General features: G+C 66.7%; 15 protein-coding genes and 1 pseudogene. 8 read left to right on the top strand and 8 right to left on the bottom strand.

Annotation, left to right across the window (positions count from 1 at the left end; genetic code table 11):
- Positions 1 to 6: 6 nt before the first annotated feature.
- Positions 7 to 747 (bottom strand): 16S rRNA (guanine(527)-N(7))-methyltransferase RsmG, encoded by a 741-nt coding sequence (rsmG, locus tag ABZY89_RS24140; RefSeq protein ID WP_355231296.1) that lies wholly within the window; start codon positions 745 to 747, stop codon positions 7 to 9.
- A gap of 263 nt (positions 748 to 1,010) precedes the next feature.
- Here rsmG and ABZY89_RS24135 point away from each other — a divergent pair, with 263 nt between their 5' ends.
- Both ABZY89_RS24135 and ABZY89_RS24130 read left to right on the top strand, forming a co-directional pair.
- The gene (locus ABZY89_RS24135; protein WP_355231294.1) at positions 1,011 to 1,340 is read left to right on the top strand and encodes a GIY-YIG nuclease family protein; all 330 of its coding nucleotides are present in this window, start codon (positions 1,011 to 1,013) and stop codon (positions 1,338 to 1,340) included.
- A gap of 493 nt (positions 1,341 to 1,833) precedes the next feature.
- Positions 1,834 to 2,589 (top strand): L,D-transpeptidase family protein, encoded by a 756-nt coding sequence (locus ABZY89_RS24130; protein WP_355231293.1) that lies wholly within the window; start codon positions 1,834 to 1,836, stop codon positions 2,587 to 2,589.
- Positions 2,590 to 2,710: 121 nt separating this feature from the next.
- On the opposite strand, the gene ABZY89_RS24125 is transcribed toward ABZY89_RS24130, so the two are convergent.
- Genes ABZY89_RS24125 through rpmH form a run of 5 tightly spaced genes read right to left on the bottom strand, consistent with a single transcriptional unit; the run spans position 2,711 to position 5,074 of the window.
- Positions 2,711 to 3,205 carry a R3H domain-containing nucleic acid-binding protein gene (locus ABZY89_RS24125; protein ID WP_355231292.1) on the bottom strand — a complete coding sequence of 165 codons (495 nt, stop codon included), beginning with the start codon at positions 3,203 to 3,205 and terminating at the stop codon, positions 2,711 to 2,713.
- A gap of 23 nt (positions 3,206 to 3,228) precedes the next feature.
- The gene (gene yidC, locus ABZY89_RS24120) at positions 3,229 to 4,218 is read right to left on the bottom strand and encodes a membrane protein insertase YidC (protein WP_355231291.1); all 990 of its coding nucleotides are present in this window, start codon (positions 4,216 to 4,218) and stop codon (positions 3,229 to 3,231) included.
- Positions 4,219 to 4,222: 4 nt separating this feature from the next.
- Positions 4,223 to 4,561, bottom strand: a complete 339-nt coding sequence (gene yidD, locus ABZY89_RS24115; RefSeq protein ID WP_355231289.1) for a membrane protein insertion efficiency factor YidD — start codon at positions 4,559 to 4,561, stop codon at positions 4,223 to 4,225.
- Positions 4,558 to 4,911, bottom strand: coding sequence for a ribonuclease P protein component (rnpA, locus tag ABZY89_RS24110; RefSeq protein WP_355231287.1), 354 nt, complete (start codon positions 4,909 to 4,911; stop codon positions 4,558 to 4,560). The genes yidD and rnpA overlap by 4 nt, the downstream gene beginning before the upstream one ends.
- Before the next feature lie 25 nt (positions 4,912 to 4,936).
- Positions 4,937 to 5,074, bottom strand: a complete 138-nt coding sequence (rpmH, locus tag ABZY89_RS24105) for a 50S ribosomal protein L34 (RefSeq protein ID WP_091044043.1) — start codon at positions 5,072 to 5,074, stop codon at positions 4,937 to 4,939.
- Positions 5,075 to 5,594: 520 nt separating this feature from the next.
- On the opposite strand from rpmH, the pseudogene dnaA reads away from it, so the two are divergent.
- The 3 genes and pseudogenes from dnaA to gnd all read left to right on the top strand — a co-directional run.
- Positions 5,595 to 7,304: pseudogene (gene dnaA, locus ABZY89_RS24100) on the top strand (chromosomal replication initiator protein DnaA); the annotation flags it as partial.
- A gap of 607 nt (positions 7,305 to 7,911) precedes the next feature.
- Positions 7,912 to 9,051 carry a DNA polymerase III subunit beta gene (gene dnaN / locus ABZY89_RS24095; RefSeq protein ID WP_008355535.1) on the top strand — a complete coding sequence of 380 codons (1,140 nt, stop codon included), beginning with the start codon at positions 7,912 to 7,914 and terminating at the stop codon, positions 9,049 to 9,051.
- Between the two features lie 81 nt (positions 9,052 to 9,132).
- Positions 9,133 to 10,023, top strand: a complete 891-nt coding sequence (gene gnd / locus ABZY89_RS24090; RefSeq protein WP_355231285.1) for a phosphogluconate dehydrogenase (NAD(+)-dependent, decarboxylating) — start codon at positions 9,133 to 9,135, stop codon at positions 10,021 to 10,023.
- A gap of 34 nt (positions 10,024 to 10,057) precedes the next feature.
- On the opposite strand, the gene ABZY89_RS24085 is transcribed toward gnd, so the two are convergent.
- Positions 10,058 to 10,456: a DUF2752 domain-containing protein gene (locus tag ABZY89_RS24085; RefSeq protein ID WP_355231283.1), complete on the bottom strand. Its 399-nt coding sequence runs from the start codon at positions 10,454 to 10,456 to the stop codon at positions 10,058 to 10,060.
- Between the two features lie 22 nt (positions 10,457 to 10,478).
- Positions 10,479 to 10,901, bottom strand: a complete 423-nt coding sequence (locus ABZY89_RS24080) for an NINE protein (protein ID WP_355231281.1) — start codon at positions 10,899 to 10,901, stop codon at positions 10,479 to 10,481.
- Positions 10,902 to 10,930: 29 nt separating this feature from the next.
- Here ABZY89_RS24080 and recF point away from each other — a divergent pair, with 29 nt between their 5' ends.
- The 3 genes from recF to ABZY89_RS24065 all read left to right on the top strand — a co-directional run.
- Positions 10,931 to 12,094 carry a DNA replication/repair protein RecF gene (recF, locus tag ABZY89_RS24075; protein WP_355231279.1) on the top strand — a complete coding sequence of 388 codons (1,164 nt, stop codon included), beginning with the start codon at positions 10,931 to 10,933 and terminating at the stop codon, positions 12,092 to 12,094.
- The gene (locus tag ABZY89_RS24070; RefSeq protein WP_355231277.1) at positions 12,087 to 12,659 is read left to right on the top strand and encodes a DciA family protein; all 573 of its coding nucleotides are present in this window, start codon (positions 12,087 to 12,089) and stop codon (positions 12,657 to 12,659) included. The genes recF and ABZY89_RS24070 overlap by 8 nt, the downstream gene beginning before the upstream one ends.
- Before the next feature lie 356 nt (positions 12,660 to 13,015).
- The coding region (locus tag ABZY89_RS24065) for a DNA gyrase subunit B (RefSeq protein WP_355231342.1) at positions 13,016 to 14,862 on the top strand (1,847 nt) is incomplete at its 3' end.

The raw sequence follows: 14,862 nt of genomic DNA, 5'->3' as shown, positions 1-14,862 counted from the left end.
CCACCTTCAGCGGCGGCGCTTCTTCTTTCGGGACCCGCCCTTGGGCCCCTTCTGGCCGCCCTTCGGGACCGGCGGCCAATCTACCCGTGCGGGATCCGACCAAACCACCCGAACCGCGACAGTTGTCGTCTCCAAAACGCCTACACCGAGCTCGGAGACCGTCGGCGGAGCGCATCCCCACTTCTTCAGCGCCGCCTCTGCCTCCTCGATCTCCGCCTCGATGCTCGACCCCTTCATCGCGACCAGCGCGCCCGTGGGTACGACCAACGGCATCGACCAGTCGAGCAGCTTGCCCAAGCCGGCCACGGCTCTCGAAGTCACGACGTCGAACCCGAGCTCGCCGTGGAAGGCATCCGCCCTCCCCCGCAGCACCGTCACGTTCTCGAGCCCGAGATCCTCGGCGACCTCCTCGAGAAAGGTCGTACGCCGCAGCAGCGGCTCGATCAGCGTGATGTGCAGATCCGGGCGAGCGATCGCGAGGACCAGACCGGGGAGTCCCGCACCGGACCCGATGTCCGCCACCGCGACCCCCTCGGGGATCACCTCCCCCAGCACCGCGCAGTTGAGGATGTGCCGATCCCACAGCCGCGGAACCTCCCGCGGTCCGATCAGACCGCGTACGACCCCGGCGTCGGCCAGCCAAGCGGCGTACCTCTCCGCGAGCTCCAGCCGATCCGCCGGAAAGACCTTCTCTGCCCGAGGGTCCACCTCGCCCAGACCACCCAAGTCCCCACGCTCCTCGCTCACACACAAACTGTTTCACGTGAAACGCACAACCAAGAACTCCCGGTGGTCGAGCTTGTCGAGACCACAACGTGTTGGTACGCGAGAGGTCATCTCGACAAGCTCGATGACCGATGGTCGACCCTGTCGAGACCACCACCCCACGTACGTCCGGGTCGTCGAGCTTGTCGAGACCACCACCCTGCCCCGGTGGTCGAGCTTGTCGAGACCACCACCCCGCTGAACAGAGGTCCAGGACTGTCGGTGGTGCCGCTCATGATGAAGACATGGCCTACACATACATGCTTCTCTGCGCCGACCGAACTCTCTACGTCGGCAGCACGACAGACCTCGAACGCCGCATGACCGAGCACCGAGTCGGTCTCGGTTCGGAGTACACCCGACATCGTCTCCCCGTGGAGCTCGTCTGGTACGAGCAGTACGACAACGTCGAGCATGCGTTCATGCGGGAGAAACAGATCCAGAACTGGGGTCGGGCGAAGCGGCTCGCGCTCATCAGAGGAGAGCTCGGCGAGCTCCCGCGCCTGGCCAACACCTCGACGACCCCACACCCCTTACCTACTCCGCAGCAACGGTCATCTCGACAAGCTCGATGACCTACATGTCGTGCGCGTCGTCATCTCGACAAGCTCGATGACCGGTGGTCGAGCTTGTCGAGACCACCACACGCCCGTGCACGATGACCCGGTGGTCGAGCTTGTCGAGACCACTGCACCTACGTGATCGATGACCCCAGTGGTCGAGCCTGACGAGACCACCCCACGTACCTACTCGATGACCGGTGGTCGAGCTTGTCGAGACCACGACCCGTACGCGCGCACGGTCATCGGACAGGATCGATGACCACCTCGTTTCACGTGAAACCCACCCCGCCGGAGACGCCTGGAAGAACGTCTGCCCAACGAATCCGCAGAAGGGTTCCCAAAGGCGTCGTCGGGGCGCCGGGTGCGCTAAAGTCCGCGAGCAGCCTCGCGAATCTGATGCAACCGCGCACGCTGCTCGAACGTCTCAGTCGTAGAACGTCGCACTCGGGGTGCGACTCCAGCGGCCCGTGCGACCGGGCCACCATCCATGACCCACGGAGCTGATGTGAACGTCCGTAGAACCCCGGTGGCGATCTTCCTCACCACCATCCTCGCCTTGGGATTCTCCCTGGGCTCGATCGCGGCGCCGAGCAGCGCCCAGGCCACTGCACCGTCGACCTCCGTCGGACAGATCGGCCTGCACACGGCGTACACCGTCCTCTACCAGCAGGGGTCGACCGGCCTCGGGGTGCGCAAGATCCAGGCGCGCCTCAAGGAGCGTCGCATCTACAGCGGCCGGGTCACCGGCAACTACGGCTCGAAGACGACCAGCGCCGTGAAGGTCTTCCAGCGCAACCAGCGTCTGGCCATCACCGGCAAGGTCAACCAGCGCACCCTCGACCGGCTCCGCTCGCTGACGAGCACCCCGACCGATGCCAAGCTCTACAACCTCGACCGTCGCTGCCTCACCGGCCGCGTGCTCTGCGTCGACAAGACCGACCGCCGGATGCGCTACGTACGCGCCGGCAAGATCGTCCGGGCGATGGACGCCCGCTTCGGTTGCTCCGACACCAAGACCCGCGAGGGCGCGTTCAAGGTCTACCGGAAGAGCCGCAACCACGTCTCGTCGATCTACCACACGCCGATGCCGTACGCGATGTTCTTCAACGGCGGCCAGGCGGTGCACTACTCGTCCGACTTCGATGCCCGCGGCTACAACGGCTGCTCCCACGGCTGCGTGAACGTACGCAACAAGTCGTCGATCGCGTGGGTCTTCGACCAGATCCGCATCGGTGACCGGGTCGTTGTCTACTGGTCCTAGCTGCCCCGGTGGTCGAGCTTGTCGAGACCACCGATCCCAGCCTTGTTCCACGTGAAACACCTTCACAAAGAGATCGCCCCTCGTGCCGTGTGGCACGAGGGGCGATCTCTTTGTGTCAGCGTCACTCAGGCAGTACGACCACGTAACGCCGCGGCTCGACACCGGAGGACTCGGAGGTCAGCCCGGCGGCGGCGACGGCGTCGTGGACTACCTTCCGCTCGAAGGGCGACATCGGCTTGAGCGAGACCGGGGCACCGGACTCCTGGACCTTCGCGACGGTCTCCTCGGCGAGCGCCATGAGCGTCGAGCGACGGTCGGCGCGGTAGCCGCCGACGTCGAGCATCAGGCGGGACCGCTCGCCGGTCTCGCGGTAGACCGCGAGCCGGGTCAGCTCCTGGAGCGCGTCCAGGACCTCGCCGTGGCGACCGACCAACTGCTGCAGGTCGCCACCGACGATCGAGACGGCGGCACGGTCGCCCTCGACGTCCATGTCGAGGTCTCCATCGAGATCGGCGATGTCGAGGAGCTCCTCGAGGTAGTCGGCCGCGATGTCACCTTCCTGCTCGAGCTGCTTGAGGCGCGTCTCTTCGCTGACCTCGTCCACAGGCTCGGTCACGGTCTCGCTCACATCCTGAGTCGTCACTTGGTTCCCCCGTTCTTCTGGGTCGTGGAGCGACCGGCGGTCGTGCCGGCCTTCTTCCGCTGGCTCCTGGTCTGGGCCTTGGGCTGGGTGCGCTGCGCGGGACGCTTCTCGGCCGCGGCCTCGTTGGCCTCGGCGATGTCGATCTCCGCGTCGGGCAGACCCTTCTTACGGCGCTTCTCCCGCTCGCGCTCCTGCTTGGCGTCGAACGCCGGCGTCCCCGGTGCGGGGTTGTTGCGGATCACGTAGAACTGCTGGCCCATCGTCCACAGGTTGGAGGAGGTCCAGTAGAGGATCGTTCCGACCGGGAAGGCGATACCACCGACGGCGAACACGACGGGCAGCACGTAGAGGAGCAGCTTCTGCTGCTGGGCGTACTGGCCGGTCATGGCGTCGGCCGGCATGTTCTTCGACATCAGCTGACGCTGGGTCAGGAAGGTGGTCGCGATCATCGCCACGACCAGGAACCCGGTGAGGAAGTACGTGCTCATGTGGTCGGCCGTCGTGAACTGGTCCGAGAGCAGCGAGCCCAGCCAGGTCGACGTCGCGAACTCGTGCGCGGCCTCGTCGCTCAGGAAGCCCTTGCCGACACCGTCCGAGGCGTGCTCGAGCATGCGGAACAGCACGAAGAAGATCGGCATCTGCAGCAGCAGCGGCAGGCAGGACGCGAACGGGTTGGTGCCCGAGTCCTTGTAGAGCTTCATGGTCTCGTTGGCGAGCTTCTCGCGGTCGTGACCGTACTTCTTCTGCAGCTCCTTGACCTTCGGCTGCAGCAGCTGCATGTTGCGGCTGGAGTTGATCTGCTTCACGAACAGCGGGATCAGCAGCGCGCGGATGGTCACGGTCAGGCCGACGATGGCCAGGGCCCACTGCCAACCTTCAGACGGGATGACGTACGAGAACGCCTTCTGCCAGACGAGCAGGATGCCCGAGATGGCGTAATACAGCGGTGTTGCGATCCATCCGAACAGATCGCCTATGGCTCCCACGGAATCAGGCTCCTCGGTTTGGGGAGTCCGCACTTACACGGACCAGGTCTTCAGGGTCTCTTCTGAACTTCTTCGGGGTCGGCACGGGATCGAAGCCCCGGGTCTTGGCCCAGGGGACGCAACGAGCCAGACGGCGCGCCGTCAGCCAGCTCCCGCGCCAGGGGCCGTGCGTCTTGACGGCCTCGAGCCCGTACGCCGAGCACGACGGGTAGTAGCGACACACATCGCCGTAGAGCGGACTGATCAGCGTCCGCCACACGTGGAGCAGTCCGATCAGGACGGCCGCGACCAGGTGGTTGAACTTGTCGACACCGCCACGTACGACGCGGACCGCACTACTCATCGGAGCACTCGCTCCAGGCAGCGCCGCAGATCGGCGCCCAGGGCGTCATAGTCCGCGTCGGCGGCAGCAGGAAGCGCACGGACCACAAGCACAGCAGAGCCCGGGAGTCCGCTCAGGGACTCCCGGGCCTGGTGACGCAGTCTGCGCTTCACGCGATTCCGGACGACGGCCGGACCGACGGCCTTGCTCACCACGAAGCCCACCTGCGGCTCGTCCTCCCGGTCGGCAGCTGGGCCGGTGCCGGGGACGAGCAGGTGGACCACCAGGCTCTTCGAGCCCGCGCGCTTGCCTCGTCGTACTGCTTCTTTGAAGCCCGACGAATCGACCAGTCGGTGGCGACGTGGCAACACGCGCGTGGTGGCTGAGGCCGCGGCCTCAGACGGTCAGGCTCTTGCGACCCTTGCCGCGGCGCGCAGCGAGGATCGCGCGGCCGGCACGGGTGCGCATGCGCAGGCGGAAACCGTGCGTCTTGTGACGGCGGCGGTTGTTCGGCTGGTAAGTACGCTTGCTCACGGGTGCTTCCTTAGTGTGTGGTGTGGTGGCCGGTCGCTCTTCCGGCTGTCCTGCTTACTAGGACCAAGAATCACGCACCCGTGGAACGGGCGACCTAGTAACGGTACGTGGACGGCGAAACCACGGTCAAACTCGCGCCCTATCACACACCTGTGATTAGCCCTCCCCCTGTGGAGGACGGGTTGCCCATGACCCTCGCCAGCCGGTAGTTTCGTCCTCTACCGAGGTTTCCCTGCACATCGTCAGGAGCATCGGCCGCATTCGGGGGGATGCCACGCAGGGAACTAGTTTTCCCGCCTGACCTGCCGAAACGGTCGGATTCTCGAGGACGGCGAAGTGTCTCGGTTGGTCTCCGATGCCTACATTCGGGGATGCTCCACAGCTTGTGGAAAAGTCTGTGGAGGATGTAGACCGGACCGCTGCATGAATCCAGGCTGCATCAATAAAGACCACCCACCCGAGCCATCAGGGAAGGCAGGAACCTGTGGAGCACTCCGGCCTCGCGCCAGAACCACAGCCAGATCTCCAGTCCGCATGGACGAAGGTGGTCGCTGAGCTTCCGCCGAACCAGCGGGCCTGGCTCCGGGACAGTGAGCCTCTCACTCTGCACGGGTCGACCGCGATCGTCGAGGTCCCCAACGACTTCACCCGCAACCAGATCGAGGGCCGCCTGCGCGGCTCCCTCGAGCGGTCGCTGGGCGAGATCTTCCATCGCGAGATCCGCATCGCGGTCACCGTGAACCCCGATCTCGACGTCACGCCGGATCCCGACACTCAGGCGATCATGATCTCCGAGCGGGAGATCGCCGCCGCGGACGCTGCCGCGGCCGCTGCCCTGCAGCAGCAGTCGCCATTCTCGAACAGCTCAGCCCCGAACCAGTCGGCGTTCCCGCACCAGTCGGTCTACCCGCCCAACTCGCCCGGCCTGATTCCCGGCGCCCCGCCGGCGAGCGCGCCGCACGACGAGCAGGGCGCGCCCGCTGCCTACTCGGCGCCGCAGGCTCCCCTCGCGCCGCCTGCCGCGCAGCAGCCGGCTCCGCCCGCGGCGCATGGAGACGTACGTCCTGGATATGGCGACATGTCGACAAATCCCCCGGCGCCTCCGGTGGCTCCCATCGAGGAGCCGGTTCCGCCGCGGCCGCTCGTCCCTGGTCCGCCCACGCGGCCGAGCGAGCCGAGCCACAACGTCCTCGAGACCCGCCTGAACCCGAAGTACACCTTCGAGACGTTCGTCATCGGGTCCTCCAACCGGTTCCCGCACGCGGCCGCGGTCGCGGTCAGCGAGGCGCCAGGCAAGGCCTACAACCCGCTGCTCGTCTACGGGGAGTCGGGTCTGGGCAAGACCCACCTGCTGCACGCGATCGGCCACTACGTGCGGAGTCTCTACTCCGGGGCGAAGGTGCGCTACGTCAGCTCGGAGGAGTTCACCAACGAGTTCATCAACGCGATCCGCGACGACCGGCAGGACCGGTTCAAACGGCGCTACCGCGATGTTGACGTCCTGCTGATCGACGACATCCAGTTCTTGGAGGGGAAGACCCAGACGCAGGAGGAGTTCTTCCACACCTTCAATACGCTCCACAACGCCAACAAGCAGATCGTCCTCACCTCCGACCGGCCGCCCAAGCGGCTCGAGGCGCTCGAGGACCGGCTGCGCAACCGGTTCGAGTGGGGTCTGATCACCGACGTCCAGCCGCCTGACATCGAGACCCGCATCGCGATCCTTCGGAAGAAGGCCGCCATGGAGCGGCTCACCGCACCGCCGGACGTGCTCGAGTTCATCGCGAGCAAGATCCAGACCAACATCCGTGAGCTCGAGGGTGCGCTGATCCGGGTGACGGCGTTCGCCAACCTCAACCGGCAGGACGTCGACCTGACGCTGGCCGAGATCGTGCTCAAGGATCTGATCCCCGAGGGCGGCGAGCCCGAGATCACCGCCGGCCTGATCATCGCCCAGACCGCCGCGTACTTCGGGCTGTCGATCGACGAGCTCACCGGGCCCTCACGTGGGCGTCACCTCGTCATGGCCCGCCAGATCGCCATGTATCTGTGTCGGGAGCTCACCGAGGACTCGCTGCCCAAGATCGGCAAGCACTTCGGCGGCCGCGACCACACCACCGTCATGTACGCCGAGCGCAAGATCAACCAGCTGCTCGCCGAGCGCCGGGCCGTCTTCAACCAGGTCTCCGAGCTCACCAACCGCGTCAAGATGCAGGCCCGCCAGGCCTAGCTCGACCAGCAGTCGTACGCGGCCGCCGCCCCTCCTGGGCCGGCGGCCGTTTCGCGTTTTGGGATTTGTAAAACCCACAGGACGAGATTTCCCAGGTTGTCCACAGCCCACAGGCTGGGTGAAACCTGTGGAGAACCGACCGTTCAAATGGGATGGAAAAGGGGATGGCCTGTGCACAAAACACTCGAACGGGCCGACAACTCTCCACAGCCCACAGTGACGTGCGTCATTTCAGCATCGCGTCCACATCCCCTGTGGAATCACATTTCCAGGCATGACCAGGGAAGACGCCGGTCATCCACATTTCCCACAGATGCTCTTACGACGTACGAAACTATTTAGATCCATGGATCCTCCGTGAAATTCCACGAACGCCCTTCCCTGGGGACAACCCACTCGGCGAGCTGAGTCCACAGAGGCCCCTGTGCAGACCCAACACAGCTGAGCGCTTACCGCTTGTCGGCGGTCCGTGGCAGGATGCGTACTCCAGGTCATGTCAACGCGGGGGCGTTCCGGAACCGGTGTCGTCTTCCCCATGGTTCAAGCACAGCCCGGACCGCATGTCCTCAACCGCCCCGATGTCGAGTTAGAAGAAGGACAGGTCATCGTGAAGTTCCGCGTCGACCGCGACGTGTTCGCGGATGCCGTCGCCTGGGCTGCCCGCAGCCTTCCGGTCCGCCCCAGCACCCCGGTGCTCTCAGGTCTCCTGATCGAGGCGGGTCACGAGGGCCTGGTGCTCTCGACATTCGACTACGAGACCTCAGCGCGGGCGACGCTCTCGGCCGAGGTCGCCGACGAGGGCAAGGCGCTGGTCTCCGGCAAGCTGCTCGCCGACATCTGCCGCAGCCTTCCGGCCAAGCCGGTCGAGATGGTCACCGATGGTGCCCGCGTCTCGCTCACCTGCGGGAGCGCTCGGTTCAGCCTCCAGACCATGCCGGTCGAGGACTACCCGACGCTGCCGGAGATGCCGACCGCGGCCGGCACGGTGAAGTCGGAACTGTTCGCCCACGCGGTGGCCCAGGCCGTGACCGCCGCCGGTCGCGACGACATGCTCCCGGTGCTGACCGGCGTGCGGCTCGAGATCGAGGGCTCCACGATCTCGCTGCTCGCCACCGACCGCTTCCGGCTCTCCCACCGCGAGCTCGAGTGGAACCCGGCGACTCCCGACGAGAGCCTGGCCGCGCTGGTGCCGGCGAAGGTGCTCGGTGACACCGCCAAGTCGCTGACCAGCGGCAGCGAGGTCACCCTCGCGCTGTCCACCACCGGCACCGGCGAGGGCATCATCGGCTTCGAGGGCGCGGCCGCGGGTGGCGTACGTCGCACCACGACGCGCCTGCTCGACGGTGAGTTCCCGAAGGTGCGCAGCCTCTTTCCGGCCGAGCACCTCACCACCGCGCTGGTCGACAAGGCCTCCCTGGTCGAGTCGGTCAAGCGCGTGGCCCTGGTCGCCGAGCGCAACACCGCGGTCCAGATGGTCTTCGAGGACGGCGTGCTCACGCTCGACGCCGGCTCCGGCGACGAGGCCCAGGCGTCCGAGTCGATCGAGGCGACCATGGAGGGCGAGGGGCTGACCACCGGGTTCAACCCGCAGTTCCTCCTCGACGGGCTCCAGGCCATCGACGAGCAGGTCGTCGAGCTCGCCTTCACCCAGGCGCCGAAGCCTGTGGTGATCAGCGGCAAGCCGGCCGAGGGTGGCGAGGAGCCAGGGTTCCGCTACCTGCTGATGCCGCGGCGCCTGCTCTCCTGAACTCTGCCTCGTAGGGTGGTCTCGACAAGCTCGACCACCGATGGTCAGCTCGACCACGGATCTCGCCTGATAGGAACTTGCATGCACATCGGACTCGTCGGCCTCGGCAAGATGGGTGGCAACATGCGCACCCGGCTGCGGGAGGCTGGTCACACCGTCGTCGGATACGACCGCAACCCCGATCTCGCCGACGTGGCGAGTCTGGCGGAGCTCGTCGAGGCGCTGCCCAGTCCCAAGGTGGTCTGGGTGATGGTGCCGGCCGGCGACCCGACGCGCTCCACGATCGCCGAGCTCAAAGAGCTCCTCGGCGAGGGCGACCTGGTGGTCGACGGCGGCAACTCGAAGTACACCGATGATGCCAAGAACGCCGCGAGCCTCGCCGAGAACGGCATCGGCTTCGTCGACTGCGGTGTCTCCGGCGGCGTCTGGGGCCTCCAGAACGGCTACGCGCTGATGTACGGCGGCTCCGACGAGGACGCAGCCAAGGTGATGCCCGCCTTCGAGGCGCTCAAGCCGACCGGCACCGAGGACGGTCTGGTCCACTGCGGTGTGACCCCTGGCGCCGGCCACTTCTCCAAGATGGTCCACAACGGCATCGAGTACGCGATGATGCAGGCCTACGCCGAGGGCTGGGAGCTTCTCGACAAGGTCGACATCGTCGACAACGTCCCCGAGATCTTCGCCTCGTGGCGCACGGGCACCGTCGTACGTTCCTGGCTCCTCGATCTGCTCGTCGACCAGCTGCGCGCCGACGAGCACCTCGACAAGATCAAGGGCTACGCCGATGACTCCGGCGAGGGCCGCTGGACCGTCGAGGCAGCGATCGAGAACGCCGTCCCGATGCCGGCGATCTCGGCCTCGCTGTTCGCGCGGTTCGTCTCCCGCCAAGAGGACGACCACGCCATGAAGGCGATCGCCGCGATGCGCAACGGGTTCGGCGGGCACGCGGTGATCTCGGAGTCGGAGGCCTGAGTCTTCGGGCGGTGGTCTCGACAGGCTCGACCACCTAGATGGCGGGGATTGCTCCGGTCATCGTGAGGATCAGGCGTACGGCGCCGTAGGCGACGAAGAGTGCGAAGAAGCCGAGGATGATCGGGCTTCGCACCAGCTTGTCGAGGTCGGCAGGGCGCCTCCGGGTCAACCGGGCGCGCACGGAGACCACGGCCAGGACGATGATCGCCAGGATGAGCACCGGTCCGAACCAGTTGCTCGCCAGCGACGAGCCGATGTCGCCGTGCATCAGGTAGACCCATGATCGGGTCAGACCGCAGCCGGGGCAGGGAAGCCCGGTGAGGGCACGGAACGGGCAGAGCACCGGGCCGTCCTCGATGCCGCCGGCCGGTAGGAGCGCCGCGATCACGATCCCGCCGACGCCGATGGCGGCGGTGACCTCCGTGGAGCTCACCGCCGCAATGCGCTGATGCAGGTCAGGCGAGGGGTTTGCCGTCGGCATCCGGGAACTTTCGCACGATGATGAGGATGATGTCGATGATCGTCCAGATTCCGAAGCCACCACAGGTGACCAGCTTGAGGATGCCGAGGCCGATCTGTCCGACGTAGAACCGGTCGACGCCGAGCGAACCCAGGAAGATCGAGAGCAGCAGGGTGACGAGCCACTCGCGGCTCGAGAAGACGCCCGGGATCTGTTTCACGGGAAACCACTGCTGGTCGGTGCCGAGGCTGGCCGGGGTGTCCGCCTTGATCTGTCCCGCGGCCGCCATCTGGGCGAGCTGCTGGACCGGGTAGGGCCCGTGGACCTGGCCCATCACCGACAGATAGAAAGGTCCAGCCGGCTCGCTATAGGCGGGTTGCCCTGGAGGCGGGCCGTACGGGTTGGGAGACTGGGTCATGCAGGCACCTTAACGAGAGAGGAAACACGATGTACGTCTCACACCTCTCTCTTCATGACTTCCGCTCCTATTCGAGCGTCGAGGTCCCCCTCGACGCGGGCGTGACCGCCTTCGTCGGGCGCAACGGCCAGGGCAAGACCAATCTGGTCGAGGCGATCGACTACCTCTCCCGCCTGCAGTCCCACCGGGTGGCCACCGATGCGCCGCTGGTCCGGGCCGGCGCCGAGCAGGCGGTCGTGCGCGCCGCCGTCGTGCGGGACGGTCGCACCGCGACGCTCGAGGTCGAGATCAACGCCGGCCGCGCCAACAAGGCACGGATCAACAAGAGCCCGCTCCCCCGCACCCGCGACCTGGTCGGCCTGGTCCGCACCGTCGTCTTCTCCCCCGAGGACCTGACCCTCGTCAAGGGCGACCCATCCGACCGCCGGCGCTTCCTCGACGACCTGATGATCCTGCGCGCACCCCGTCTGGCAGGCGTACGCAGCGACTATGACCGCGTCCTCAAGCAGCGCAACTCGCTGCTGAAGACCGCCGGCCTCGCGCGCGGCTCTGCCCGCGAGGGTGCGCTCGCCACCTTGGCCGTCTGGGACGACCACCTCGCCGCGATCGGCGCCGAGATCCTGGCCCAGCGGCTCGCCCTGGTGGAAGCGCTGAGGCCGTACGTCGGCAAGTCCTATGAGACGGTCGCCCGCGGCGCGAGCCGCGACGATGCCGAGATCACCTATAAATCGGTGGTCGAGTCGGTGGTCGAGCCTGTCGAGACCACTCCGACCGTGGAGACCCTCCGCCAGGCGATCCTGTCCGAGCTCGCCCGACGCCAGAAGGACGAGCTCGACCGCGGGATCAGCCTTGTCGGCCCCCACCGCGACGATCTGCTGCTGTTCCTCGGCCACGGTGCCGGCGCCGAGCGTCTCCCGGTCAAGGGCTACGCCAGCCATGGCGAGTCCTGGTCCTTCGCGCTGGCGCTCCGGTTGGCGGCGTACGACCTGCTGCGGGCCGACGGCGACGACCCGATCCTGATCCTCGACGACGTCTTCGCCGAGCTCGACAGCCAGCGCCGGGTCCAGCTGGCCGAGCTGGTCGCCGACGCCGAGCAGGTTCTCGTCACCGCGGCGGTCCCCGAGGACGTACCTGCTGCTCTCGCCGGTGCGCGCTACCACGTCAAGGCGGGCGAGGTGACCCGCGATGAGTGACGAGGACCCCGAGGTGGTCGAGCCTGTCGAGACCACCACCCCAGAAGAAGAGGAACCAGAAAAGCGCGCCGACGGCCTGGACCTCGCTCGCTCCCTGACCCGAGCCACCGCCAAGATGCCCGCACCCAAGGCAGGGATGCGCAAGAAGCGGCGTGCGCCCGACAACGCCACCCGACGCGGGACCGTCTCCGGCGCGCGGCCAGACGACCGCGACCCCCAGATGATCGAATCGGTGGTGAGCCGGATGGTCAACGACCATGGCTGGGACACCTCGCTGCGCGTCCACGGCGTGATGGCCCGCTGGCCCGACATCGTCGGCGAGGAGATCGCCGACCACACCACCCCGGAGTCGTACGCCGACGGCAAGCTCTCCGTACGCACCGATTCCACCGCCTGGGCCACCCAGCTCAAGCTGCTGGCCCCCACCCTGGTGAAGCGTCTCAACGAGGAGCTCGGTCACGGAACCGTCCTCGTCATCGAGGTGCTCGGCCCGCATCTGCCCTCGTGGAAGAAGGGTCCCCGAGGCGTACGCGACGGCCGGGGGCCACGCGACACCTACGGCTGAGAGCCCAGCCGAGAGCAGAGCATGAACACGTGTTCGAGGTTCGGCGCCTGAGCCGCGATCTGCCGCTCTAGGCGCCCCGAGGACGTATAGGGACTCACCGAGCCCCCTGCTGGGGGCGCAGAGACACCGTCAGGAGACGCACAGACGCTCATTTCGATGACAGTTCCCCCTCAGGAACGGCGGCATGCGTGGAATCCGGGGTTCTACGGGGTAATATAGGGATTGGGTCGATCGTCCTAGGTTTTAACCTCCCGGCGCTGGTCGGCCCGTTGCATGCCCGACCGACACCATGTCCGATTCCGGACCGAAATGACAGGTGGATCGCACCGGTGACCGCTGCCGACCAGACGACTCCTATGCCGGACGACAAGACCACAGACGGAGTCGAATACGACGCGTCTGCCATCCAGGTCCTCGAAGGGCTCGAAGCGGTCCGCAAACGACCGGGTATGTACATCGGGTCGACCGGAGCCCGCGGCCTGCACCACCTGATCTGGGAGATCGTGGACAACGCGGTCGACGAGGCGCTCGCCGGCTACTGCGACACCATCAAGGTGACGCTGCGTGAGGACGGCTGGGTGAGCGTCTCCGACAACGGCCGAGGCATCCCGACCGACACCGCGGCCGGCCAGGAGATCCCCGCCGCGACCCTGGCGCTGACCGTGCTGCACGCCGGCGGCAAGTTCGGCGGCGGCGGCTACAAGGTCTCCGGCGGTCTGCACGGCGTCGGCTCCTCCGTCGTGAACGCGCTCTCGACCAACCTCCACATGGAGATCAAGAACCGGGGCCGGCTGTGGGAGCAGGAGTTCACCCGCGGCGTACCCGACTACGACCTGCGTGAGGTGCGCGAGCTCGAGGAGGGCGAGCGCACCGGCACCACGATCTCCTGGAACGCCTCGAGCGACATCTTCGAGTCGACCGACTACAACCTCGAGACCATCTCGAGCCACTTCCGCGAGACCGCGTTCCTCAACAAGGGGCTGCGGATCGAGCTGCGTGACGAGCGTCCGGAGGCCTCCGCGATCGCCGAGGCCGTCGAGGACGGCACGATCGAGTCCGACACCGACAGCGCCGACGAGCTGCACAGCTCCGGCAACGGTGAGCGGGTGCTGGAGCAGTCCTTCTACTACGAGCGCGGTCTGGCCGACTACGTCGACCACCTCAACAAGCGCAAGACCCCGGTCTCCAGCATCATCGCCTTCGAGACCGAGACCGACGACAAGGCGCCCAACCCGATGAGCGTCGAGATCGCCATGCAGTGGCAGGCGTCCTCCTACAACGAGTCGGTCCACACCTTCGCCAACACGGTCAACACCCCCGGCGGCGGCACCCACGAAGAGGGCTTCCGCGCCGCGCTCACCACCCTGGTCAACCGCTGGGGCGAGGAGTGGGGTCTGATCAAGAAGAAGGAGGACCGGCTCACCGGTGACGACATCCGTGAGGGTCTCACCGCGATCATCTCGGTGAAGATCAGCGAGCCGCAGTTCGAGGGTCAGACCAAGGACAAGCTCGGCAACACCGAGGTCAAGGGCTTCGTGCAGGGCGCCGTCAACGACCAGCTCGGCGCCTGGCTGGAGCAGAACCCGGCCGAGGGCAAGGAGGTCATCCGCAAGTCGATGGCCGCCGCCTCGGCCCGGATCGCCGCTCGCAAGGCCCGTGACCTGGCCCGCAACCGCAAGGGCATCGGCGGCGGTGGCGGCCTGCCGGGCAAGCTCGCCGACTGCCAGTCGACCAACCCCGAAGAGTGCGAGATCTTCATCGTCGAGGGTGACTCCGCGGGTGGCTCGGCCAAGTCCGGTCGCGACCCGCGCATCCAGGCGATCCTTCCGATCCGAGGCAAGATCCTCAACGTCGAGAAGGCCCGGATCGACAAGGTGCTGGCCAACCAGGAGGTCCAGTCGATCATCTCCGCGCTGGGCACCGGCGTGCACGACGACTTCGACATCAACCGGCTGCGCTACCACAAGATCGTGATGATGGCCGACGCCGACGTCGACGGCCACCACATCAACACGCTGCTGCTGACGCTGCTGTTCCGGTTCATGAAGCCGCTGATCGAGCAGGGGTACGTCTACCTCGCCCAGCCGCCGCTCTACCGCCTGCGCTGGAACAAGCCCGCCGAGCACGAGTTCGTCTACTCCGACGCAGAGCGCGACGCCCTCATGCGTGACGGCGTGGAGCAGGGCAAGAAGCTGCCCAAGGA

Origin of the sequence: Nocardioides sp. NPDC006303, from assembly GCF_040613175.1 — a bacterium.
Classification (GTDB): Bacteria; Actinomycetota; Actinomycetes; order Propionibacteriales; family Nocardioidaceae; genus Nocardioides.
The sequence above is the reverse complement of the archived record's forward strand: the minus strand, read 5'-3'. Positions and strand labels throughout refer to the sequence as shown.

Excerpts from the sequence above, each read along its gene's own strand:
- ABZY89_RS24135 (WP_355231294.1), top strand. The coding sequence starts at position 1,011 with ATGGCCTACACATACATGCTTCTCTGCGCCGACCGAACTCTCTACGTC.
- gnd (WP_355231285.1), top strand. The coding sequence starts at position 9,133 with ATGCACATCGGACTCGTCGGCCTCGGCAAGATGGGTGGCAACATGCGC.
- ABZY89_RS24070 (WP_355231277.1), top strand. The coding sequence starts at position 12,087 with ATGAGTGACGAGGACCCCGAGGTGGTCGAGCCTGTCGAGACCACCACC.
- ABZY89_RS24080 (WP_355231281.1), bottom strand. The coding sequence starts at position 10,901 with ATGACCCAGTCTCCCAACCCGTACGGCCCGCCTCCAGGGCAACCCGCC.
- recF (WP_355231279.1), top strand. The coding sequence starts at position 10,931 with ATGTACGTCTCACACCTCTCTCTTCATGACTTCCGCTCCTATTCGAGC.
- yidD (WP_355231289.1), bottom strand. The coding sequence starts at position 4,561 with ATGAGTAGTGCGGTCCGCGTCGTACGTGGCGGTGTCGACAAGTTCAAC.